Here is a 20,798-nt window from a genome sequence, read left to right as displayed (position 1 = left end):
GGGGATGCGGCGCATTATGACACCGGCGGGCTCAGCGAGGGTGACGCAGGCACTCGTCCAGGCCCAGGCGCCAGTCGGGCAGGGCGACGTCCCAGTCGCGTAGCAGCTTGCCGCCGTCCATCCGCGAGTTGAGCGGGCGTTGGGCAGGCGTGGGATAGGCGCTGCTGGGGATGGGCTCCAGGCTGGCGCAGGGCTTGCCTTCGGCCTTGAGCGTATCGGCTATGGCACTGGCGAAGCCGAACCAGGAGGTCTCGCCGCCGGCGCTGAAGTGGTAGGTGCCCCAGGCCTGGCGGCCGTCCTGCCAACGCTGGACCAATGCGGCGGTGGCTGTGGCGATGCTGCCGGCCCAGGTGGGCGCGCCGATCTGGTCGGCCACCACACGCAGGTGATCGCGCTCCTGCAGCAGGCGCTGCATGGTGAGCAGGAAGTTGCGGCCGTGCAGGGAGTAGACCCAGCTGGTGCGCAGGATCAGGTGCGCAGCGCCGACCGCGCGGATCGCCGCTTCCCCGGCCAGCTTGCTGCGACCGTAGACGCCCAGCGGGTTGGGCGGGTCGTCCTCGGTGTAGGGCGCGTTCTTGCTGCCGTCGAAGACGTAGTCGGTGGAGTAGTGGATCAGCGGTGCGCCCAGGGCGGCGGCTTCCTCGGCCAGCACGCCGGGGGCGGTGGCGTTGAGGGCGAAGGCGGCCTCGGGCTCGCTTTCGGCCTGGTCCACGGCGGTGTGGGCGGCAGCGTTGATGATCAGTGCGGGGCGCTCGGCGCGTACCAGGCGGCGGATGGCGTCGCTGTCAGCCAGGTCCAGGCGGTCGCGACCGAGGGCGAGCAGCTCGGCCTGGTCGGCCAGGGCCAGGCGCAGTTCGCGGGCGACCTGGCCGCTGTGGCCGGTGATGAGGATCTTCATGGGAATACGTCGGCCTCTTCGAGGCTCAGGCCGGCCTGGTCCTTGGCGGAAAGCTGGGGCGCTTCGCTGAGCTGCCAGTCGATGGCCAGGGTCGGGTCATCCCAGCGGATGCAACGCTCGTGGGCCGGGGCGTAGTAGTCGGTGGTCTTGTAGAGGAACTCGGCGAACTCGCTGAGCACCACGAAGCCATGGGCGAAGCCTTCCGGAACCCAGAGCTGGCGCTTGTTCTCGGCAGACAGGTGCACGGCGACCCAGCGGCCGAAGTTCGGCGAGCTGCGGCGGACGTCGACGGCGACGTCGAGCACCTCGCCGGCGGTGACCCGTACCAATTTCCCCTGGGCCTGTTGCAGCTGGTAGTGCAGGCCGCGCAGCACGCCCTTTTGCGAGCGCGAATGGTTGTCCTGGACGAACTCACGCTTGAGGCCGGTGGCCTCTTCGAAGGCGCGGGCGTTGAAACTCTCGAAGAAGAAACCGCGCTCATCGCCGAACACGCGGGGTTCGAGGATCAGCACTTCCGGCAGTTCGGTGGCGATGGCCTTCATGCCTGCTCTCCTGCCAGCTTGTAGAGGTATTGGCCATAGCCGGTCTTGCCGAAAGCCTTGGCCCGCTCCAGCAGCAATGCCTTGTCGATCCAGCCGTTCTGGAAGGCGATCTCTTCCAGGCAGGCGACCTTGAGGCCCTGGCGGTGCTCGATGGTCTGCACGTACTGGGAGGCCTCCAGCAGGCTGTCGTGGGTGCCGGTGTCGAGCCAGGCGAAGCCGCGGCCGAGCTTCTCGACACGCAGGTCACCGCGCTTCAGATAGGCGTTGTTGACGTCGGTGATCTCCAGCTCGCCACGGTGGGAAGGCTTCACCGCCTTGGCAATCTCGATCACGTCGTTGTCGTAGAAGTACAGGCCGGTGACGGCATAGCTGGACTTGGGCTTGGCGGGCTTCTCTTCGATGGAGATGGCCTGGCCCTGCTCGTCGAACTCGATGACGCCGAAGCGCTCCGGGTCGTTGACCCAGTAGCCGAACACGGTGGCGCCTTTATTGCCTTCGGCCGCGCGCTTGAGCTTCTCGGTGAAGTGCTGGCCGTGGAAGATGTTGTCGCCGAGGATCAGGCAGACCGAATCGCTGCCGATGAACTCCTCGCCGATCAGGAAGGCTTGGGCCAGCCCGTCCGGCGAAGGCTGTTCGGCATAGCTGAAGCGCACGCCGAACTGGCTGCCGTCACCCAGCAGGTTGCGGTACTGGGGCAGGTCCTGGGGGGTTGAGATGATCAGGATCTCGCGGATGCCGGCGAGCATCAGCACGGAGATGGGGTAGTAGATCATCGGCTTGTCGTAGATCGGCAGCAGCTGCTTGGACACGCCGAGGGTGATGGGGTGCAGGCGGGTGCCGGAGCCCCCGGCGAGGATGATGCCTTTCATGCTTGGGCTCCCAGGCGTTCGCGTTGGTAGCTGCCGTCCTGTACGCGGCGGCACCACTCCAGATTGTCGAGGTACCACTGCACCGTCTTGCGAAGGCCGGTCTCGAAGGTTTCTTGAGGCCTCCAACCCAGCTCGCGTTCGATCTTGCCGGCGTCGATGGCGTAGCGCAGGTCGTGCCCCGGGCGGTCTTTCACATGGGTGATCAGCTCCTCGAAGCGGGAGACGCCCTGGGGCTTGGCGGGTGCGAGCTCTTCCAGCAGCGCACAGATGCCGCGCACCACATCGATGTTCTTCTGCTCGTTATGGCCGCCGACGTTGTAGGTCTCGCCGACCACTCCACGGGTGACGACTTCGACCAGGGCGCGGGCGTGGTCCTCGACGAACAGCCAGTCGCGTACCTGCAGGCCGTCGCCATAGACCGGCAGCGGCTTGCCTTCGAGGGCGTTGAGGATCATCAGCGGGATCAGCTTCTCGGGGAAGTGATAGGGGCCGTAGTTGTTGGAGCAGTTGGTCAGCAGCACCGGCAGGCCGTAGGTGCGGTTCCAGGCGCGGACGAGGTGATCGGACGCCGCCTTGCTCGCCGAGTAGGGCGAGCTGGGCGCATAGGGCGTGGTCTCGGTGAACAGGTCGTCCACGCCATGCAGGTCGCCATACACCTCGTCGGTGGAGATGTGATGGAAGCGGAAGGCGGCCTTGCTCTCGGCATCCAGTCCGGACCAGTAAGCGCGGGTGCTTTCCAGCAGCGCATAGGTACCGACGATGTTGGTCTGGATGAATTCGGCCGGGCCGTCGATGGAGCGGTCGACATGGGACTCGGCTGCCAGGTGCATGATTGCGTCGGGCTGGAAGCGCTGCAGGGCGTCGTTGACGGCGTCGCTGTCGGCGATGTCGGCCTGGAGGAACTGGTAGCGGGGGCTGTTCGCCACGCTGGCCAGGGATTCGAGGTTGCCGGCGTAGGTCAGCTTGTCGAGGTTGAGAACCTCGTGGTCTGTTTCGTTCAGCAGGTGCCGGACGAGTGCGGAACCGATGAAGCCGGCTCCGCCGGTGATGAGAATGCGCATCCCTGAACCTCGACTAAATAAGGGTGATGATATCTGCCGTCGGTCGCTACGGAAATTGAGTTTGCTTTTGAAGCAACAGATGTTCGGTATGAAGTTATTGTGCCCTGGTGACAGAAAGCCCCGAAAACAAAAAAGCCCCGCATCTCTGCGGGGCTTTTTCATGTTTTGGTGCCGGCACCAGGAGTCGAACCCGGGACCTACTGATTACAAGTCAAGCCCTTCTAGACTATAAATCAATCACTTAGGTTGCAACATTGTACGCCCCAAACAGACCGCAAAGGCAAGCACTTCAATGGGTTACGGTCTGATTGTACGCCGAGAAATCGGCAGGCTCCCTGTGGATAACTCAATCTGCCGAAGGGTTCACCACCGGCAGGCTCAGGTCGTACACGTCCAGCATCGCCTCGCTTCGGTGCCCGCTGGCCTGCTGCTTCTCCCCTCGCGTGCCGGCCGTGTCGGTGATGCCCCTCCGCTTCAGGTCGTGCATGCCGAAGCGCTCCTCCTCCGTAAGAATCCCTTCCTCCATGGCGCTATCAATGAAGCGCCACCAGGCCGAGTCCAGGCTGCTTTTCTGCAGAGCACCGCCGTGGGCGGCCACGATCAGGCGCCTTTGCTCTGCCTGGATCGGCACCGGCATGGCCTTCGCCTTCCAGATCGATGCCCTGTACTCTTTCGCGGCATCCCATGCCGCTCTCAGCCTTGGCGTCCACCTGACGACGTTGTCCCGGCTTCCCTTCCTCCGGTTGGTCACCAATCCCTCTTCGGTCTCGTTCGCATCCGTGAGCGTCACCGTTTCGATTCCGCGCAGGCGGCACAGGTAGCTGATCTCCATCACGTACCAGAGGTATGGCGAGCAGGCGCCCTTCTGGCCTCGCTTGAGCTTGCCGAGCTCCTGCGCGCGTTGGATCAGCCTGGCCATAACCACCGGGGTAGGAAGTCTCCGCCGCTTGCGCTCCTTCGGCGCCTCGATCCCCTGGGCCGGGTTGACGTCGACATACCCCCTGTTCCTTCCCCACTGCATGACCCTGCGCAGGTAGCGCAGGACGTGGGCGGCCTTCGACGGCGTGCCTTCCTGGGCGATCTTGTCCACCAGGCGCTGGATCAGTGGCGGCGTGAACTTGCGCACGGCCAGGTGGCCCAGGGTCTTACCTGGGATCTTCGTCGGCAGGCTCAACAGCACGTCGCGGCAGTAGTCGTAGTCGTCCTGGCTGCTCTTCTGCAGCCTGGTGAACTTGTCGCTGATCCGGAACTGCTCGCAGAGGTAGCGCAGGCTGTCGCGGTCCACTCCGTGAATGTCCTCGACCAGCTTGTGGAGCTCGGACAGCGTGACATCAGCGCCGCACAGGTTCTTGCGCTGCCGCCGGCCAGCCTCGTTGAAGGAAAGCATGTACCAGGTGCCGCTGCCTCGATGGTCGAAGTAGACGCCGTTCGGGAGCGCGCTCTGGTCGATGTGACCCGGTATACGCGGGTTGTGCTGCCGCTTCCTTCCGCTCTTCATCCAAGGATGTCCGGGCTGTAGCTATCGGGCTGCTGGGTCTGCTGGATGCCGCCGGCGCTGTTCACCAGGTCGATGGTAGTCCAGGGGCCCTTGCGACCAAGGAAGAGCTTGATGCCCTGCGCGCGCATGGTCCGCTCCACGTCGGAGCGACGGGAGTATCCGGTGATGCGCTGCAGGTCCTCGAACTCAAGAATCTGTGCGTTGCTCATGGGGTTATATCCTCGTGGCGCGCTACATCAACAGTCCGCGTGATTCGTGGCGCGGCGCTGTCTTCCCGCCGCTTAGGTCTATCAATTAGTTGATGAACAAGGCTCGCTACATCCAAGACGCCCACCGCGTAGCTGTAGGGGCGCCCATGAGCGGCTCGCTCTAGCTGGTCCTGCAGGATGGACAGGTCGCCAGTCCCGCGGATCATCAGCCTGCTCCGGTCAACAATCCCCAGAGCTTCACGCCTACCCTCAATCCGCAGAACCAGGTCCACCCTCATCGCCTCATCAGGCAGCGGGATATGCCGCTGCCTGGCGACAGGTGGATCCCCCGCCAGGGCCTGGTCGCCATGACCGGAGTCGGCAGACGCTTCTTCGCCCACCTTCTCCAGCCTTACGGCCCGCCTGGCTAGCGCCCGCTCCAGCGCTGCAGTTGCGATAGGGTTCATCTCGATCCCCCTCGGCTGACCGGCACGCACTCCATGACCACGCGCTCCCCGGCGCCATTATCTGTAGTGGCGGCGCGCCTCGCTTCGTCGCGCTGGTTAAGGCTGACCATGGATATGGCGAACATGATCCAGAAGGAAATGCCGAACAGCCATGCGAAGAATCGGTAGCCTTGGACTTCCATCACCAGCCCCTTTCCTTGATTTCGTGAAGGCCCGCTTCCACGAGCACATCACGCACAATCCTCAGGCTCACCTTCAGCTGCTTGGCGATCTTGTGGTGAGCCGTTACGCCGCTGCGGTGCAGCTCGAGAACTCTCGACCGAGCGGCCTCCTTCATGGCTGCAGCCTTCTTCCGCTGCGCTTCGTTCCGCTTGGTCATGGGTCGCAAGATGATGGTCATTGCTTGCCGCCTCCTGCTCCTGCGCGCGCTGCCAACACCAGGCAAATCTGCGACTGGTCGTTCATGCCCTCTATCGCGCACTTGGCTTCAAGCGGGTCTGCTCCTGCCGCAATCGCCTTCTCGACCTGGATGTGACGGTTCGCAACGCATGCCGCCGGAGAGCAGAGGACTACGGCGCCGCACAGCAGGCCGAACATCCAAACGATCATTTCAGCGACCTTCATTGAGAGCCTCCGCTGCAGAGAGCGCGGCCATATACCCCGCCAGGAATGCCTCCTCGGCTTCGCTTTCGTCGCCATACTTGGAGCGCTGCTGGCTGTTGAGCCAGGCCGCGCCGGCCGACTTGAACGGTTCCCGCCCCTTGATCAGTGCGAGCTTGTCTCGGAGTTGGTCACGATCGACCCGCAGGGCTGCGTAGTCTTCATGGTGCACGTAGTTCCCGAACGTGACCGTCTCCATGCCAAAAGGCCGGCGATGGCACTGGAACGCGTACCGCTTCACGTCGCTCATCGTTCACCCTCCAGGGAGACTGAGCTCTCTCCATGATCAGCATGTGCTGACCCCTTCCACTCCTTATCGAATGCCTCCGCCAGGGCTTGCGCCAGTCCCGAGGCCATCGCGTGTTGGTCCGCACTTATGCAGCTGTCTTGGTCCTCCATTTCGTCGCGCAGGAAGCGTCGAGAGTAGGACTTGAACTGATCGCGAAGCTCTCGAAGAGCGGCAAGCTCACGGTACAACCCAGCAGGAATGCGGGAGACCTGATTCGGTAATGGCAGTGGTGGAGCGGCCTGAAGCATGGCTGTGTAGGCATCATCCATTTCAGGGTCGTCGAAGGAGCGCCGCTTGCGGTACCAGGTGTCGGCGAATGCGACCGTCATGTCCGTGGTTATCTGCCACGGCACGGCGACCCAGTAACCTCCTGGCTGGGCAGTATCATCGCTCTGGTCTTTCGATGACATGAAGCGGAAGCCGTCTCTAATGTCCTGCGGAGCAAGGGTTCCGGAAACGGTCACGTGACGTAATGCCACGGCGAGGAACTCAAGAACCTGGGCGTCGCTCCAGCTCTCCGGGCTACCCGCTACACAGGTGCAGCGCTTGTTCCATGCTGCGACGGCGTCCGCCTGGGACGTGTGCACGCTAGTCTGCGCGTCTGACCCGTGGCACTTCGTGCACTGGATCCAGAACTGGCAGTCGTGCTGGAGCTCTTGCGGCTCGCCACCACAGTGCGGGCACAGGAGGAGAGTGGTGAGTGTGCATGGCTTGGTTTTCTCCTCCACGTCACACCTCCTCGCCCTTGGCCGAAAGCGGGATTCGAAACACCAGCGTTCCACCTGACAGCAGAATCTTGATAGCCTCCTCAACGCTGATCGCCTGCTGCTGTTCGGATGCAGCCGGGGCTTGGGCACAGGTCTGTCCGTCGGCCCCGCAGCATTTCTTGCGCTGAAGGCAGAGCCTGCAGTCGTGCTGGAGCTCCCGAGGTTCGTCGCCGCAGTGTGGGCACGGGAGAAGGGTGGGCTCGTTCATTTCATCACCTCCGGCTTGCGCTCAACGACCTTGCTGGACCCGTCATGGCCATGCACCACCAGCGCAGGTGCCTGGCGAAGAATGGTGCCGTCAGGCTGAGTCCAGTGGATGGGCACGCCATGTAATGGCCCGCCTGGCCCGAATGGGTCAGGGAGCTTGTCGTTGTTCTTCGCCATCCAGTCCGTCATGTAGATCATGACGACCGCCGAGAGAGGCCCCATCTCGAACCAGTAGCCGCTTCTGTCGGCCGCTTGACGATAGGTGGCGCTGTCTTCGTAGCGGTCCGTGAAGAGCAGTCCAACCAGGCCGCCTTCCTCGTAGCGGATTGCGGCCTTCTCTCGATGGGCTGGGTTGATGCACAGCACGTCGGCGATCAGTCCGAAGTCGGTGTTTCCCAGGCCCGCCATATCGGCGCGGACGATGTACTCACCGATCAGCATGAGCTGGTCCCGATAGGTGCGACGCATACCCCTGTTCGCCAGGGATATCCGCTCAATGCGCGCCTCGGTAAATGGCAGCCCCTTGCGAAGCTCCCTGATCTTCTGCACGCACTCCAGCGACATCCGGTCGCGCTCGCGAATCAAGGTGCGGACGATTCGACGAAGGACGATCAGGGCCGTCAGCTCCGAGATTCCCGGATCGGTATATATCTCCAGCAGTCGCTTGGTGCGGCTCTCGGCGTTCAGCATGCGGCACCTCCCGCCTGAGCCCTGGCCAGCTCAATCGCGAGATCAGAGGTGCGCCCGTAGAAGCGCCCGGAGTCCTCGTTGATGAAGCGCTCAAGGATCGCTTGCAGCTGATCGGCGGCATGCCGCACGACAGGGATGTGCCCGACAATGTTGCCGCTGCCGGCCACGTCCTTCGCGTTGGGCTCACGGATGATCGGGACGGACTTGACCGGCCGCACCCACTTCTCTTTGAAAGTCCAGTTCGTGGATGGCGTGCACCAGGGGAGCAGATGCAGGCACCAGGCATTCCCGGACGCCTTCTGCGTGCTCGACCAGTACTCCGCCGAGCAGCTCGCCCCACTGAAGGCTTGCTCGCCGAAGCGCTGGAAGCGCTCCACCTGCAACAGGTTGACCTGCAGGACCAGCAGCTCGTCCCGTGCCGGTATGTGCCATCCGGTCTGGCCGCCGATGAGCATCCCCAGCACGCGAGCAGCGACCGCGCTGCCGGCCTCGGCCATCGCCTTCGTGTTGGCCATACCGTCGATATAGCTCTTGGCGGCCCGAACATTGGCCCGCGCCCCGGGTCGATCCCACCACTGGGCAGGGAACTCAATTTCGCGGGGTGCAACCACCAGCGCCCGCTCCTCGCCGTTGAGGTGGTAGATGCCTCCGAAGTGGCCGCCGAGCATAGCCTGGCCCAGGGCGGGGATATCGCTGGCCGCAACTGGCTTGACGCGATGCGCGCTCATAGCTGTAGCCCCTGGCGCTGAGGCTCTGGCAGGTCTGGAAGGTCGGTAACGCTTACTTCGGGCCAGCACTGCAAAGCCTGCCCCATGAGTACGCAAGTCACGTCATGGCCACGGACAATGCGCGGGCCTTCCTTCTGCTGCTGGATGGAGCAGTAGAAGAAGGCAACGCCGAGCACCAGGAAGGCGATCGTGAGCAGGTAGAGCATCCACATCAGCAGGTTGGGGGTTCCCGGCTTGTGCTCACTGGCCATCGGTGGCCTCCGGGATCAGCAGATACTGGCCATCGGTGCAGGGCATGTCACCGGTTACGCTTACGGTGAGTTGGCGCATCACGAAGTCGGCTGTTGTGATGGTTACGCGCATCAAGCCTTTTCGCTGCTCGCCGCTCAGGACGCCTTTCAGCTGAGGAGCGAGGGGAACAGACAAAGCAGCCACCATGCCTGCATAGTGTCCGGCCTGTTCGTCAGTCCGCGCGCTGTACTCGCGCATGAAGGCCTCGCCCATAGCGCCCAGGAAGCCCTCCCAGCCTGGGAACTGCTGGAAGTAGTCCAGCAGGGTTTTGGCGTGGCGCGCTACGGATTCGGAGTCATCGCTACCGTGGCGCGAAACGCCGGCTCGACGCGCTGGCGCATGGACCATACCGCCACCAGTGAAATCCTTGAGGGCGCTGGCATTCAGGTCAACTGCGGCGCCGATCTGGCTGCCTCCCTCAACTATTCCGGCCGGACGCTGTGTAACCTCGGGCAAAAGACCGGCCCGCCTCGCCTTCTCCCATCCGCTCATGAACATCTGCAGCATGTCGACGGAGAGTTCGCAGGACCAGCCATCCTGGTGAAGAGTCTCATCCAGGTCTTGGATTCGGCTCGTGTTATGAGCCAAATCCATGTCGCCGAACATCTCGCTGCCATCTTCGGACAGTCGGCTGAGCTGGCCGGCCAAGCGGGGGCTGAAGTCGCCGACCCTAACCCCAAGTTCGCGAGCGACTTCAATTGCGAAGTTGAGGCCGATGGAGTTTCTGCCGTTCAGGTAGTGGCTGAGGGAGCCTTGCCTCATCCCGAGCCGCTTCGCGAGCTTTTCCTGGGTAAGGCCGAGTTCATCCTTCTTGATGGAGTAAATGGCTTTCAGGGCTGCGCACTCGCCAAGATGTTCGGCGCTGAGCTGGCGCGCCTTCTGCTCCTGCGCAGTACTGTGCTTGCTGGGTTGGTGATTCATGCGTTGAGCTCCTTGTAATGGAGGCGCGTGCGCGATTTGGGGATTTGAACAGCTGAGCGGGGTTCCGGCGGCCAGCCGGCATCAGCCCAGGCGATGAACGCCAGAACGCTGCAGATCATCCACAGAGCCGGCACCAGAAAGGCGATCAGAACCATCTCAGGCCTCGCGCTGAAGAACATGACCGGAGCCAAGTAGAAGAGGGCGAAGGAGGTGCAGGCGATCCAGCAGGCAAGCACCAGGGCGGCGAGGATGCACTTGGCCATCAGATGACACCCCGCCGGATCAGGTCGCGCGATATGGAACTGGCGTGCGCAGCGGCCGCCTTGAGGTCGGCCACGGTGAGCTCGTCGATCTCCTTGCCGAGGCTGCGGATGTGTTCAGCGAAGGCGCGCTCGGCGCTGAGGTTCCAGCCGGTGAAGAAGCCGCTGAAGTCGTGCATCTCTTCGTGCAGCTTGAGCGCCCAGACGTTGATCGGGTCATTGCGATCCCAGCCCATGTCAGGCCACCCAGGCCGCTTCGATGCGGCGAACAGAGGTGAAGGTCTCGACCCGGCGAGGGCCAGCGGGACGGCGAATGGTGTTGGGGTTCTGCTGCAGGCCGACGAGCAGGGCCAGAATGACGCATGCCGCCGGAACGATCACACCGCGCTTGAATGCCTCAGCAACCAAGGCCGCACGCCGGGTCACGCCGAGCTTGGTGCTGAGCGCGAGAAGGCGCTTCTCGATGGTTCCGGGAGTAACCCCAAGATCCTTGGCTGCCTCTTTGCTGGTAAGGCCGCCGGCAACGGCCAGCAAGCATTCCAACTCGCGGTGTGCCGCGCCGCGGCCAAGGTGACCTACATATCCATGTGCTGTGATGGTTTCCATTTCGGCTGCTCACCAGTGTTTGCTCGGTTAGGCAAATATATGGTGATGCCTTAATTTTGTATATAGGCTTTGCCTAATTATTTTAGGCGTAGGCTCTCTTGAAGATTGCTGGTCCGTTAAATACTGTGTGCATATCCAGTAGTGAGGAGTAAGCCAATGGCCAAGCAGAACCAGCAGAAGCAGACCGAACGCCGCGTGATGACCAGCCGCGAGCGCCTGGGCTTGAGGGTGTCGGAGATGATCAATTCGCCTTCTGCTCAGCTGAATCGGCGCGTGACGATCCACCGCCTGGACACGGATGAGGATCAGGCGTGGGAGGAGGTTATGGAGCTTCTGGCTGAGACGGATGGTCTGGAGATGACTTTCAACGACGACGGCACGGTGACACTAGGATGGCTGCAGCTCCAATCTGACTCAGCGGATGAGGGGGAGCATTCCTTCTTGGGGCATGCAGAAGTACCTTTGCCGCTCTAGGCTCGACAGGTTCCGCAGCTCTGCACGGGTTTGAGCTGGCCGCTCAGACCCTTTTCGCTGTCCAGACGAGAAGAATCCTGGCCTGTATATAGGTGTCGTCGATCCTGATTTTCTTTGGGGGATAGAGGTCTCTATCAGCGGAAACCATCAGGTAATGTTCGTCGTCCTCGATCTGTAGGCTCTTGATGTAGAAGTGGTGCTGCCAGACAAACGCGTATATGCCGTCACCAGTGAATTCCCGAATGCTGACATCGCCGATCATTGGGTCCAAGTGCTGAATCTTTGGCGCCATAGACTGGCCGTCGCCAGTGATGATCTTGAGGTGTGAAGGGTCTTTATAGCTGACCCCCAGCTCACGCAAATAGGTCTGACTGACGGTCACGTCACGGAATAGTTCGGGATAATCCTGAACCACCCTTCCACCGCCCATAGCTCCTCGAACGTCGTAATGAGCTAGGTGAATTTCGTCGCCCTTGGGCTGAGCTTTGTGGATATCAGTTACGACTACCCCTTCCGCCGCCGGCTTTGACTGCAGCTGCTCATCAGCAAGTTCTAGCAGCCTCCTCTTCGCCTCCTCTCCAAGAGCTCTTCCTGCTCTGGTCGCCAGCATTGCTCTGACCATCTCCGCGGCAGTCTGAGGCTCTGAGGCCTGGCTTTCGCCGAGCGGCTGCAGCAGAAACCCGTCTTCCTGTGTTAGCCCCCAATGCTCAGGGCCAACCACGTCAGAGAAGTAACGAATCACCTCGATCAGCTTTGTCTTATCAATCCGGCCGGTGTTCACCCACCCCTGGATGGAGGGCGAGGTCACCTGAAAGGTTGCCGCCATGGCGCTCTTGGTGACGCCCTTCTTCAGGCGTGCGGCTTCAATGGCTTTCCCGAGATCTTGTCCAGTAAGCATCTGTTTATTAAGCCTTTGCCAAATAATTTAGGTATTGGCTTGAAAGAGGTTAACCACTGCCTTATTGTGTCGCGAGAGTCAACCTGGAGTTACCTCATGACACCTTCAGTTGCCGCGTGCAAAGCGGCAGAGCTGCTTGGCAGCAAGGCCGAGTTGGCGCGGAGGCTTCTGGTGAAGAAGCCAACGGTAAGCCAGTGGTGCACTGGTGTCAGGCCGATCCCCGTTGCAAGAGCCCTTGAAATCGAGCGCCTTACAGGCAGTGCCGTAACTCGCTTCGATCTGTGCCCTCACTTCCCATGGTCTGCATTGAGCGATAGCTCTGCCGACCGTGAAGAAATCCTAACAGGCGACGACGGGTCAGGGCAGACAAAAGAAACTGCTGTTTATTCATACAGTGGCGGCCAGCATCCCATGACCTGACAACCATTTTCAGTTTATGGCTGATTTCTGATCGGCCATAAAAAAACCCGCCTTGCCGGGCGGGTTCTTTCCCCCACTCGTTGCCGCGAGTGGTTGTACTTCATCGCTAGTAAGGAGCGAGGAAATGTCACATCCCGAAGTTACCAAGGAAACCACCGACACGCAAGAGGAGCAGGCTCCTCAGTCGGCCCTTGAGGTCGCGTACGACGCTGTCGAGTGCATGAGGCTCGAGTTGCTCAGCGCCCGCGAGCTGATCTCTGTTCTCCGCGCAATCGACCGCGACATGGACTCGACGCAACACATTCGCCAGCTCTGCCGGGCTGGAATGAAGGCCGCCGAGTACGTGTGCGAAGGCCTGGAAGCCATGGCTGACGTGTTCAACGTCCAGCTCGGACAGCTTCAGGTCGAGGCAGTAGCCACTGATTGTGAGGAGGTGGCTCATGGCTAGTCACGCCGTCCGCAGCAACTCGCAAGCCAAGGCAGATCGACTGCAAGAAAGCCTCCACTCCATCGGCTCGCTTGCCCGGGTCCTCTCCGAAGACATCGCTTACGAGGGTTGTAAGCCAGGCCCGAGGCTCACGCCAGACGGCCAGGCTTCAATCCACTTCGCAATTCTCACTATCTCCAGGTGCGCTCAGGAAGACCTGATTGCCCTGCTGGACGACCTGCAGGTGCCCGCATGAACACCGCCAACGTAGTTCGCGAGGTGGTCAGCGATGCCATCTCGCAGATCGAGTGCAGTCTCGAGCGAATCAGGATGCTTTCCGCCTCCCTGCATGTGATCAAGGGGCAACTCAAGCAAAGCACAGACTTCGAGCATCTCGCCGAGGTCGCAGCATTGGCGGCATACAGCGCTGATGACTGGCACAACATCCTCGACTGCGAGCGCGAGCGGCTAACATCGCGACTTGATGCTCTGGTCGCCGGAGGTGATGCATGAACATCATCAACGTGAGCGCCGCAACGATGACCAGTCTCGAACTGGTGGACTTCATCAACTCTCACCGCCAGCACCAGGCCGAGTCCGCTGGACAGCAGTTCCCGTCGAAGGGTTTCGCAAAGCTCGAGCACGCCGACTTCATGAAGAAGGTCGTTGAGGTGCTGGGCGTTAATGCAGGAAATTTTTCCGGCATCTATCGAGACAGCCGCAACCGCGAGCAACAGTGCTACCGCTTCCCGAAGCGCGAGTCCTGCCTGACGGCCATGTCCTACCTCAGTGATAAGGGCCCTCTCAGGTTTTCACCAATGGTGGAAACCTCCAATCAGGGCGGCGGGAGGTGGGTATGAACCTGATGTCCAGCACCGCACTCACCATGTCTTCGCAACAGATCGCTGATCTTGTTGGGTCGCGCCACGACAAGGTCAAGCAAAGCATTGAGCGTCTGGCTGAACGTGCAGCCATTCAACTTCCCCCATTGGGGGTAGTTAGAAACCACCTAGGCCAGGCTGTCTCGGTCTACCTGGTGTGCAAGCGCGATAGCTTCGTGGTGGTCGCCCAACTCAGCCCTGAGTTTACCGCGGCACTGGTTGATCGTTGGCAAGAACTGGAGCGCCAGGCAGGGCAGGGCCTCCTCCCTGATTTTTCCAGCCCCGCCGACGCGGCCAGAGCATGGGCCGAGCAGTATGAGCAGCGCCAAGCCCTGCAACTGGAGAACCAGCAGCAGGCGGAGGCTATCGCCAGCCTCGAGTCGCTGTTCCTCTCCGGCGAGACGCCTACCCAGTTCTGCAAGCGCCTGAACGGCGTGAACTGCTCCAGGGTGAACAGCACGCTCCTCGACATCGGGTGGCTCTACGACGAGAACCGTGGGGAGAACGGCTCCCCTCGCTACCGCGTGGCCAGCCGTGTCCGCGACAAGTACCTCACCGAACGCCCCCGGAAGATCTCGCCGGAGGGTGGTGACGCCTTCATCAAGTACGACCTGCAGCTGCTCCTGGCCGGCGCCCAGCGCCTGCACCAGCTCTACATGCAGCAAAAGCTGGCCATGAAATCCACATGGGATGGCCGCTTCACGCAGGCGAAACACACCGGGGAAACCATCTGATGAAAAATTCCGATAAGACCAAGCAGCTCATGGAGCGCGTAGCTCGCGCCGGCGTCGATCTGATTGAGGCTGAGCGCGGCCTCCGGCAAGCGCGCGCCGAGATTCGCGCCATGTACGCCACCTACTTCCGCGCACACGGCCGGCCGGAAGGTGATTTCAACCCCTATAGCGAAGCCTTCCAGGGTGTCGTCCAGTTCACGGCCGCCGCGAATGATCGCCGGAGCGGAGCGCGCCAGAAGGTCTACAACGCTCGTCGCCGCCTGGAGAGCGCAGTTCGTGCACTGGGGCGCGCCAAATGAGCATCCAGTCCATGACCTGGGCGCTCGAGCAGCGGGTCGTTACCGACGCCACCACGCGCCACGTTCTTCTCTGCCTGGCCAACTACGCCGACAAGGATGGGAGGGGCTCTTTCCCTTCCGCCTCGAGCCTTTCCGAGGACACCGGACTGTCGGAGCGGACGGTCCGCTACAAGCTCGACGCACTTGAAAAGCTGGGGGTGATTCGCCGAGGAAACCAGGCTATCGCTGCCGCCTATATCGACCGCTCTGACCGTCGCCCGGTTGTCTACGACATCGTAATGAGCCGGGTGCACCAGCTGCACCCCGTAGAGGTGGACGGGGTGCAAATGAAGACGGAACGGGGTGCAAATGAAGACGGAACGGGGTGCACCAGCTGCACCCAATCCGTCATTGATCCGTCAGTAAACCGAAAAGCTATACGCCACCCCAAGGGTGACGCCGCACCTGAATGGGTATCAGCGGAGGCTATGGTCGACTCGATGCCAGGCCTAACGCTGGGGGTGGCCAAGGACTATCTGGCCATGCGCCGCACCAAGCGAGCGAAGCTCACCGACCGAGCCTGGAAGGGCATATCCAAGACCCTGCACGAATTGGCTCGCCTCCGGGTTACTCCTGACGACGCGCTGAGCAAGGCGATTGAGCGAGCCTGGACCGGGCTTGAGGTGTCGTGGTTCAGGAACGCCGGTTTGCTCCCTGCGTCCACCGGCACCCTGACCAACCTCCCTACGCACGCACCCAGCCCGGAGAACTTCGATGGCCGATTCTAGTTTCCTGAAGCCCCCGGCGAAGAAGCGCGGGGAACCGATGTTCGATCGCTGCCCGGAGCACGGCCAGTTCGAGTCCTGGCTGGTCGAGCAGTTCGACGGCAGCTGGAAGGCGAACGCCTGCCAGCAGTGCCGCTGGCAGGCCCTGAACTGGCAGCACGTCGCCGAAGCCACCCGTGAAGCCGCCCGAGAAGCCAAGCGCGCCGAGTTGGTGAACCAGCGACTGATCGAGAGCGGGATTACGCCCCGCTTCCGCGGCTGCAGCTTCGACAACTTCGAGGTGGGCGGCGACCAAGCCAAGCGCACCGCTTTGGAGTCTTGCCGCCGCTACGCCGAGGACTTCGACGCGGTGGTGCGTGAGGGGCGGTCTCAGCTGCTGCTGGGCAACCTCGGCACCGGCAAGACCCACCTGGCCACCGCAATCGTGCAGGCCGTTATCCGTCAGCACGCCGCCACGGCCATCGTCACGACGGCCAGCGAGATTGCTCGCGCGGTCAAGGCGACGTTCGCCAAATCATCCAAGACCAGTGAGCGCGACGTACTCGACGAGCTGGCCAGCGTCGACCTGCTGGTGATCGACGAGGTCGGCGTCCAGGTCAGCACCGGAGACTTCGGCCCCGGCCTGCTGCACGAGGTGATTGATCGCCGGTACCAGCAGGTTCTGCCGACGATCCTGGTCAGCAACATGACCGTCGAGGAGTTGCCGCGCTTCATCGGCGATCGCGCATTGGATCGACTGCGCCAGGGCTCCAGCCGCATGGTTCGGTTCACCTGGACTTCTGCCCGAGGTGACGCATGAGCGAATTCATGAGCCCGAATCTCTACAGCCTGGAGGCTGAGCACGGCGTGCTGGGCGCGATCATGCTGGCCAGCCTGCAGGGTGACCAGCAGCTGGTCGAGCAGGCTCTCGACGCAGTTACCCCCCAGGAGTTCGCCTTCGAGAACAACGCCGCGCTGCTCGAGGCCTTGCGCGAAACCCACGCCCAGGGCATGCCCTTGGACCCGGTCACGGTGGGGATCACCACCCGCACGCTCCCTGACGGCGAGCTGACTATGGCCTATGCCTCCGAGATCACCCGGGACGTGCCATCGGCAGCGAACTGGAAGGCTTACGCCGACCATCTCCGCAAGCTGACCGTGCTGCGCCAGGTCGTCGACGCCGGCCGGGCTGTGCAGGAGGCTGCCACCGCTGGCGGCGCCCTGGCGGAAGTGGTTGCAAAGGCGCAGCAGGCTGTTGCCGATCTGCGCGATATCGACGGCGCGGAGCCTGACGTCGTGCGCATCGGTGAGCTACTGCCCGCCGAGGTTGACCGCATCGACGCGGGCTTCAATGGCCAGATCGTCCCCAAGCTGTCCACCGGGCTGGCCGCGCTCGACGAGCTGCTGGGAGGAGGCCTGCGGAAGAAGGCGATGTATGTCATCGCTGGGCGGCCTGGCTCGGGCAAGACGACTCTTGGCCTTCAGATCGCCCAGAACGTGGCGATTCGAGCCGCTGGCGTCGCGCTGGTGTTCTCCCTGGAGATGCCCAAGGAGGAACTCGTCCAGCGGGCTCTTGCCTCTGTCGGGGGTGTACCCCTGCAGCGGCTGGATGACGCGACGAAGATGCAGGACGAGGACTGGCCGAAGCTGACCCATGCGGTCGCGCAGCTCGCCGACGCGCCGCTGTACCTCTGCGATCGCTCATCGCTCAGTGTGGCGCGCATTCGCTCCGAGGCTCGCAAGGTGCAGCGACAGCGCGGACTGGCTGCACTGGTGGTGGACTACATCGGTCTGATTGCCGGAGAGGGCGCCAATCGTACCGAGCGTATCGCGACCATCTCCACCGCCCTCAAGAGCCTGGCCAAGGAGCTTGATATCCCGCTCCTGGTGCTGGCTCAGCTCAATCGCGAGTCCACCAAGCGGGCCGGCGCCGCCAAGAAACCCCAGGCCAGCGAGCTGCGCGACTCCGGGCAGATCGAGCAGGACGCTGACATGGTTCTGCTCGTGCATCGCGACATGGAGAGCGACGAGGGGCAAGCGGGTGTAACCGAGCTGATCCTGGACAAGGGCCGACAGGCCAAGCTCGGCAGCTGCCACGTCCAGCAGGAAGGCCAGTACGCGCGCTTCACCGACCTCTTCACCCGCGACTACAGCCAAGACGAAGTCGAAATGGGCCGCCCCTACCGCGGCCGCCAGTACTCCCAGGGAGACGACGAATGACCAACGAAAAGCGTGGGCCGCTGGTGTTGCCGGCGACCCTGGAGGAGTGCGCCTCCGTGATGGAGCGCCTGAGCTTCGACTGCACCAACATCCGCATGCAGGTGGACGCCGCCAAGGCGACCCAGAAGGCCACCGGCCGCTATTCGGACCCGCAGTGGTTCGTCAGGGCTACCACCGCGCTCCGCTGGATGAACCGCGATCGTCAGCGGCTGCAGGACCACATGGCCATGCTCCGCAAGGCATCGCGCGCCGCGACGGAGACCAGCCGCGACAAGCTGTTGATCGAGGCCCTCCGCCAGCACGTGTCGCCAGAAGTGTTCTCCCGGTGCGTGGCTGTTGCCACCCTGCAACCGCCGACGAATTTCGTCGACAGTCAGCCGGGAGGTGATGCATGACTGCGCGCACCGAACGGACGACGTTCACCGACGCAGCTCTCCGCGCAGCCGCTGACCAGCTGGATGTGCGCGAGCTGCGCGACATGCGGCACCCAGCCCTGCGCTTCCGCTTCAGCCAGGACCGCCAGAGCGGCACCTGGTGGGTGGTAATCGCTGACGACTGGTCGCGGCTTGGCCGGTGGCCCGGCCTTACGGCGAAGGCAGCCCTGAACGCCTTGCCGCTGGCGCTGGAACGCCTGGCCGTGGACCGCAAGGCCGCGGTGGCGTCCTCCGCCTGGCGCACTGTAGGCGACCTGCTCACCTGGTACGGCAACCGCGTCGCCGGCGACCGAAGCATCACCGCCAAGCGCCGCGATGACGTGGGCACCGCCCTCGAGCGCCACCTGCTGCCAGCCCTTGGCGAGGTGGTGCTGCTGGACCTCAACTCCGACGCGGTGGACCGCCAGCTGATCTGGCCGCTGATGGAGAGCCTGTCTCCGGCCTACGTGCGCCAGATCCTGCGCGTGCTGCTGGCCGCCCTGCGCCAGGCGGTGAAGCTCAAGCTGCTGCTCGCCAACCCGCTGGATGGGGTGAAGTTCTCCGACTTCGTGGCCAAGCGGATCAAGCCGAAGGCAGCCCGCCTGCACGCCATGCTGGTGCAGAAGCTCCTCGCCGACCTCTGCGATACCTTCAGGAAGGCACCCAGGAGCGCGATGCTTGCGCTTTTGATGCTGACCCATGGCACCCGCATAGGGGAGACCCGAAAAGCGCGCTGGCGGCACTTCAGCTTCACGGAGAGCATCTGGCTGATTCCGGGCCAGAACACGAAGACGGGCGTCCAGCACGAGCTTCCACTTACCCGCCAGGTGGTGGCGCTGCTCAAGCGCTACCAGGAACACCAGCGCCGCACCCTGGGCCAGCAGGACTACCTCTTCCCCGGCGCCAATGGACAACCCCTGTCCGCCCGCCAGGCCTCGGCACTGTTCCGCGAGATCAGCAGCGGGGAGTGGACCAGCCACGACCTGCGCAAGGTGGCCAGGACCAGTTGGACCGAACTCGGCGTCGACTACCTGGTGGGCGAACTGCTGGTGAACCACGCACTGCCGGACATGGCCACCACCTACATCAAGACCCATGCCCGTCGACTGCAGCGCGAGGCCTTGGAGTTGTGGTGCGCATGGCTGGATGAGCGCGGTTTCGATGCCATCCACGGCAAGACAGAGGCGAGTAGCGCCGATTCGCAAAATAGTGATGAGGCCAGCAGCAGCGGGCTAGATACGGCGATTCCGCCACCTACCCATAGGAGGGGGAAGGAAGCCCCCGAGGGGTGGTTGTGATGACCGACAAGCCATCCCCCTTCGCCCTGCCTCGCAAGGTGATGACCGAGATCGAGCGCCGCTTCCTGAAGCTGGCCGCCGATGAGTTGGCCAGCACCAAGCCAGGCGGAACCCAGGCCTTGGCTGCCCTGCTGGATCTGGTCGCCTCCTGGCACGGCGACCGCACCGGGAAGCCCTTTCACGAATACGGCCGAGGCTGGGTTGCCGAGGGCAATGCCCGGCATCCGGCGGCAGACGCACTGCTGCGCGACCTCTTCGGCCTCAATAACGAACCCGACCCACGGAGGGCGGCATGACCATGATTCTTCTGGAGAAGGCTTCCGGCCTGGCCATCAATCCGGCCGACCTGAGCAGTATGCGTATCCGGCACTCGTCCGCTGGCGCCACCCTGGAGCTCGCCATGCGCACTGGCGAGGTGATCCAGGTCGCGCACCGCCCCGCCATGCATGAGGGCGCCGACATCTACAGCGTGCACAAGCAGCTGCTGGAGGTCGCATGACGGTCTATCGCGACGTGATGCCCGCCATCGTGCGGGTGATTGCTGCCGACACCATGGACAGCACCGCCAGGCAAAGCTGGCAGAAGCTGATCGAGCGTAAAGTGGATGGAGGGTTTCGCGCCCTGCTGGGCGCCAGGGATCAGTTCGACTTCGACTGCATCCTGCACGCCTTGCTGCACCGTGAGCTCACTTCGGCGGAGTGGGACGTGCTCTATGCCAAGTACTCAACCCATGACCGCCGCCGGCTCGACGCAATCAATCGGCTCATCCCGAAGATATCCGCGCCGTGCCCTCACCTGTTCCTGACCAAGGCCGTCTACACATGGGCAATCCCGAAGCTGAAAGGAAAGGACGGCAAGCGCTCCACGCATGTGCTGCGCCTGCCTGACGAGTTCTACGACATCAACACGTGGGACATGGATGCGAGACCGGACTCGACCCGCAGCCGGTGGCGCCGCGGTATCTGGAAGTCTCTCGACGCCCTGGAGGAGCAGGCCGTAGTGAGGGTGACCGAGATCCTCGAACGCGAGCAGTTGATCTAGCGGCCTTC

At 62.8% G+C, this 20,798-nt stretch carries 36 protein-coding genes; 16 read left to right on the top strand and 20 right to left on the bottom strand.

What is annotated here, in order from left to right; genetic code table 11:
• Positions 1-31: 31 nt before the first annotated feature.
• From rfbD to RTW82_RS27995, 19 genes are all read right to left on the bottom strand, one after another.
• Positions 32-898, bottom strand: coding sequence for a dTDP-4-dehydrorhamnose reductase (gene rfbD / locus RTW82_RS28085; RefSeq protein WP_316927124.1), 867 nt, complete (start codon positions 896-898; stop codon positions 32-34).
• Positions 895-1,440, bottom strand: a complete 546-nt coding sequence (rfbC, locus tag RTW82_RS28080; protein WP_316927123.1) for a dTDP-4-dehydrorhamnose 3,5-epimerase — start codon at positions 1,438-1,440, stop codon at positions 895-897. The genes rfbD and rfbC overlap by 4 nt, the downstream gene beginning before the upstream one ends.
• Positions 1,437-2,309 (bottom strand): glucose-1-phosphate thymidylyltransferase RfbA, encoded by an 873-nt coding sequence (gene rfbA / locus RTW82_RS28075; RefSeq protein ID WP_316927122.1) that lies wholly within the window; start codon positions 2,307-2,309, stop codon positions 1,437-1,439. The genes rfbC and rfbA overlap by 4 nt, the downstream gene beginning before the upstream one ends.
• Positions 2,306-3,370, bottom strand: a complete 1,065-nt coding sequence (gene rfbB / locus RTW82_RS28070) for a dTDP-glucose 4,6-dehydratase (protein ID WP_316927121.1) — start codon at positions 3,368-3,370, stop codon at positions 2,306-2,308. The genes rfbA and rfbB overlap by 4 nt, the downstream gene beginning before the upstream one ends.
• A 346-nt stretch (positions 3,371-3,716) precedes the next feature.
• On the bottom strand, positions 3,717-4,868 hold the full coding sequence (gene xerC / locus RTW82_RS28065) for an integrase (protein WP_316927120.1): 1,152 nt from the start codon (positions 4,866-4,868) through the stop codon (positions 3,717-3,719).
• On the bottom strand, positions 4,865-5,077 hold the full coding sequence (locus RTW82_RS28060; protein WP_316927119.1) for a hypothetical protein: 213 nt from the start codon (positions 5,075-5,077) through the stop codon (positions 4,865-4,867). The genes xerC and RTW82_RS28060 overlap by 4 nt, the downstream gene beginning before the upstream one ends.
• Before the next feature lie 442 nt (positions 5,078-5,519).
• Positions 5,520-5,708 carry a hypothetical protein gene (locus RTW82_RS28055; RefSeq protein ID WP_316927118.1) on the bottom strand — a complete coding sequence of 63 codons (189 nt, stop codon included), beginning with the start codon at positions 5,706-5,708 and terminating at the stop codon, positions 5,520-5,522.
• A complete protein-coding gene (locus RTW82_RS28050; protein WP_316927117.1) occupies positions 5,705-5,923 on the bottom strand; it encodes a hypothetical protein in 219 nt (72 codons plus the stop codon). Before RTW82_RS28050 ends, RTW82_RS28055 begins: the two co-directional genes overlap by 4 nt.
• Positions 5,920-6,147: a hypothetical protein gene (locus tag RTW82_RS28045; RefSeq protein WP_316927116.1), complete on the bottom strand. Its 228-nt coding sequence runs from the start codon at positions 6,145-6,147 to the stop codon at positions 5,920-5,922. The genes RTW82_RS28050 and RTW82_RS28045 overlap by 4 nt, the downstream gene beginning before the upstream one ends.
• Entirely contained in the window at positions 6,134-6,433 is a 300-nt protein-coding gene (locus tag RTW82_RS28040) for a hypothetical protein (protein WP_316927115.1), read from the bottom strand. Before RTW82_RS28040 ends, RTW82_RS28045 begins: the two co-directional genes overlap by 14 nt.
• Positions 6,430-7,200 carry a Lar family restriction alleviation protein gene (locus RTW82_RS28035; RefSeq protein WP_316927114.1) on the bottom strand — a complete coding sequence of 257 codons (771 nt, stop codon included), beginning with the start codon at positions 7,198-7,200 and terminating at the stop codon, positions 6,430-6,432. The genes RTW82_RS28040 and RTW82_RS28035 overlap by 4 nt, the downstream gene beginning before the upstream one ends.
• 1 nt (position 7,201) lies before the next feature.
• A complete protein-coding gene (locus tag RTW82_RS28030; protein WP_316927113.1) occupies positions 7,202-7,447 on the bottom strand; it encodes a hypothetical protein in 246 nt (81 codons plus the stop codon).
• A complete protein-coding gene (locus tag RTW82_RS28025; protein WP_316927112.1) occupies positions 7,444-8,136 on the bottom strand; it encodes a hypothetical protein in 693 nt (230 codons plus the stop codon). Before RTW82_RS28025 ends, RTW82_RS28030 begins: the two co-directional genes overlap by 4 nt.
• A complete protein-coding gene (locus RTW82_RS28020) occupies positions 8,130-8,864 on the bottom strand; it encodes a hypothetical protein (protein ID WP_316927111.1) in 735 nt (244 codons plus the stop codon). The genes RTW82_RS28025 and RTW82_RS28020 overlap by 7 nt, the downstream gene beginning before the upstream one ends.
• Positions 8,861-9,115 (bottom strand): hypothetical protein, encoded by a 255-nt coding sequence (locus RTW82_RS28015; RefSeq protein ID WP_316927110.1) that lies wholly within the window; start codon positions 9,113-9,115, stop codon positions 8,861-8,863. The genes RTW82_RS28020 and RTW82_RS28015 overlap by 4 nt, the downstream gene beginning before the upstream one ends.
• Positions 9,105-10,076, bottom strand: a complete 972-nt coding sequence (locus RTW82_RS28010; RefSeq protein WP_316927109.1) for a helix-turn-helix transcriptional regulator — start codon at positions 10,074-10,076, stop codon at positions 9,105-9,107. The genes RTW82_RS28015 and RTW82_RS28010 overlap by 11 nt, the downstream gene beginning before the upstream one ends.
• The gene (locus tag RTW82_RS28005) at positions 10,073-10,339 is read right to left on the bottom strand and encodes a hypothetical protein (RefSeq protein WP_236234668.1); all 267 of its coding nucleotides are present in this window, start codon (positions 10,337-10,339) and stop codon (positions 10,073-10,075) included. Before RTW82_RS28005 ends, RTW82_RS28010 begins: the two co-directional genes overlap by 4 nt.
• Entirely contained in the window at positions 10,339-10,572 is a 234-nt protein-coding gene (locus RTW82_RS28000) for a hypothetical protein (RefSeq protein WP_236234669.1), read from the bottom strand. Before RTW82_RS28000 ends, RTW82_RS28005 begins: the two co-directional genes overlap by 1 nt.
• 1 nt (position 10,573) lies before the next feature.
• A complete protein-coding gene (locus tag RTW82_RS27995) occupies positions 10,574-10,942 on the bottom strand; it encodes a response regulator transcription factor (RefSeq protein ID WP_236234670.1) in 369 nt (122 codons plus the stop codon).
• A 156-nt stretch (positions 10,943-11,098) separates the two neighbouring features.
• Here RTW82_RS27995 and RTW82_RS27990 point away from each other — a divergent pair, with 156 nt between their 5' ends.
• A complete protein-coding gene (locus RTW82_RS27990) occupies positions 11,099-11,416 on the top strand; it encodes a DUF1654 domain-containing protein (protein WP_316927108.1) in 318 nt (105 codons plus the stop codon).
• A gap of 43 nt (positions 11,417-11,459) precedes the next feature.
• Here RTW82_RS27990 and RTW82_RS27985 read toward each other — a convergent pair whose 3' ends face one another.
• On the bottom strand, positions 11,460-12,314 hold the full coding sequence (locus RTW82_RS27985; protein ID WP_316927107.1) for a S24 family peptidase: 855 nt from the start codon (positions 12,312-12,314) through the stop codon (positions 11,460-11,462).
• 96 nt (positions 12,315-12,410) lie between these two features.
• Between RTW82_RS27985 and RTW82_RS27980 the strand changes: the two genes are divergently transcribed.
• The 15 genes from RTW82_RS27980 (at position 12,411) to RTW82_RS27910 (ending at position 20,790) form a co-directional block, all read left to right on the top strand.
• Positions 12,411-12,734 (top strand): transcriptional regulator, encoded by a 324-nt coding sequence (locus RTW82_RS27980; protein WP_236234691.1) that lies wholly within the window; start codon positions 12,411-12,413, stop codon positions 12,732-12,734.
• A gap of 124 nt (positions 12,735-12,858) precedes the next feature.
• A complete protein-coding gene (locus RTW82_RS27975; protein ID WP_236234673.1) occupies positions 12,859-13,182 on the top strand; it encodes a hypothetical protein in 324 nt (107 codons plus the stop codon).
• A complete protein-coding gene (locus tag RTW82_RS27970) occupies positions 13,175-13,417 on the top strand; it encodes a hypothetical protein (protein WP_316927106.1) in 243 nt (80 codons plus the stop codon). Before RTW82_RS27975 ends, RTW82_RS27970 begins: the two co-directional genes overlap by 8 nt.
• A complete protein-coding gene (locus tag RTW82_RS27965; protein WP_316927105.1) occupies positions 13,414-13,674 on the top strand; it encodes a hypothetical protein in 261 nt (86 codons plus the stop codon). The genes RTW82_RS27970 and RTW82_RS27965 overlap by 4 nt, the downstream gene beginning before the upstream one ends.
• Complete coding sequence (locus RTW82_RS27960) at positions 13,671-14,021, top strand: hypothetical protein (protein WP_316927104.1); 351 nt, start codon at positions 13,671-13,673, stop codon at positions 14,019-14,021. The genes RTW82_RS27965 and RTW82_RS27960 overlap by 4 nt, the downstream gene beginning before the upstream one ends.
• A complete protein-coding gene (locus RTW82_RS27955) occupies positions 14,018-14,776 on the top strand; it encodes a Rha family transcriptional regulator (RefSeq protein WP_236234677.1) in 759 nt (252 codons plus the stop codon). Before RTW82_RS27960 ends, RTW82_RS27955 begins: the two co-directional genes overlap by 4 nt.
• Positions 14,776-15,075, top strand: coding sequence for a hypothetical protein (locus RTW82_RS27950; RefSeq protein ID WP_236234678.1), 300 nt, complete (start codon positions 14,776-14,778; stop codon positions 15,073-15,075). Before RTW82_RS27955 ends, RTW82_RS27950 begins: the two co-directional genes overlap by 1 nt.
• Complete coding sequence (locus tag RTW82_RS27945; RefSeq protein WP_316927103.1) at positions 15,072-15,842, top strand: helix-turn-helix domain-containing protein; 771 nt, start codon at positions 15,072-15,074, stop codon at positions 15,840-15,842. The genes RTW82_RS27950 and RTW82_RS27945 overlap by 4 nt, the downstream gene beginning before the upstream one ends.
• A complete protein-coding gene (locus RTW82_RS27940; RefSeq protein ID WP_316927102.1) occupies positions 15,829-16,638 on the top strand; it encodes an ATP-binding protein in 810 nt (269 codons plus the stop codon). Before RTW82_RS27945 ends, RTW82_RS27940 begins: the two co-directional genes overlap by 14 nt.
• Positions 16,635-18,038 carry a replicative DNA helicase gene (locus RTW82_RS27935; RefSeq protein WP_316927101.1) on the top strand — a complete coding sequence of 468 codons (1,404 nt, stop codon included), beginning with the start codon at positions 16,635-16,637 and terminating at the stop codon, positions 18,036-18,038. The genes RTW82_RS27940 and RTW82_RS27935 overlap by 4 nt, the downstream gene beginning before the upstream one ends.
• The gene (locus tag RTW82_RS27930; protein ID WP_316927100.1) at positions 18,035-18,433 is read left to right on the top strand and encodes a hypothetical protein; all 399 of its coding nucleotides are present in this window, start codon (positions 18,035-18,037) and stop codon (positions 18,431-18,433) included. The genes RTW82_RS27935 and RTW82_RS27930 overlap by 4 nt, the downstream gene beginning before the upstream one ends.
• Complete coding sequence (locus RTW82_RS27925) at positions 18,430-19,749, top strand: site-specific integrase (protein WP_316927099.1); 1,320 nt, start codon at positions 18,430-18,432, stop codon at positions 19,747-19,749. Before RTW82_RS27930 ends, RTW82_RS27925 begins: the two co-directional genes overlap by 4 nt.
• Positions 19,749-20,045: a hypothetical protein gene (locus RTW82_RS27920; protein WP_316927098.1), complete on the top strand. Its 297-nt coding sequence runs from the start codon at positions 19,749-19,751 to the stop codon at positions 20,043-20,045. Before RTW82_RS27925 ends, RTW82_RS27920 begins: the two co-directional genes overlap by 1 nt.
• Complete coding sequence (locus RTW82_RS27915; RefSeq protein WP_316927097.1) at positions 20,042-20,248, top strand: hypothetical protein; 207 nt, start codon at positions 20,042-20,044, stop codon at positions 20,246-20,248. Before RTW82_RS27920 ends, RTW82_RS27915 begins: the two co-directional genes overlap by 4 nt.
• Positions 20,245-20,790 (top strand): hypothetical protein, encoded by a 546-nt coding sequence (locus tag RTW82_RS27910; RefSeq protein ID WP_236234686.1) that lies wholly within the window; start codon positions 20,245-20,247, stop codon positions 20,788-20,790. Before RTW82_RS27915 ends, RTW82_RS27910 begins: the two co-directional genes overlap by 4 nt.
• The last annotated feature ends 8 nt before the right edge of the window (positions 20,791-20,798 follow it).

It is taken from the genome of Pseudomonas sp. zfem005 (assembly GCF_032621735.1).
Classification (GTDB): Bacteria; Pseudomonadota; Gammaproteobacteria; order Pseudomonadales; family Pseudomonadaceae; genus Metapseudomonas; species Metapseudomonas solani.
This window is presented reverse-complemented; position numbering and strand designations above follow the sequence as displayed.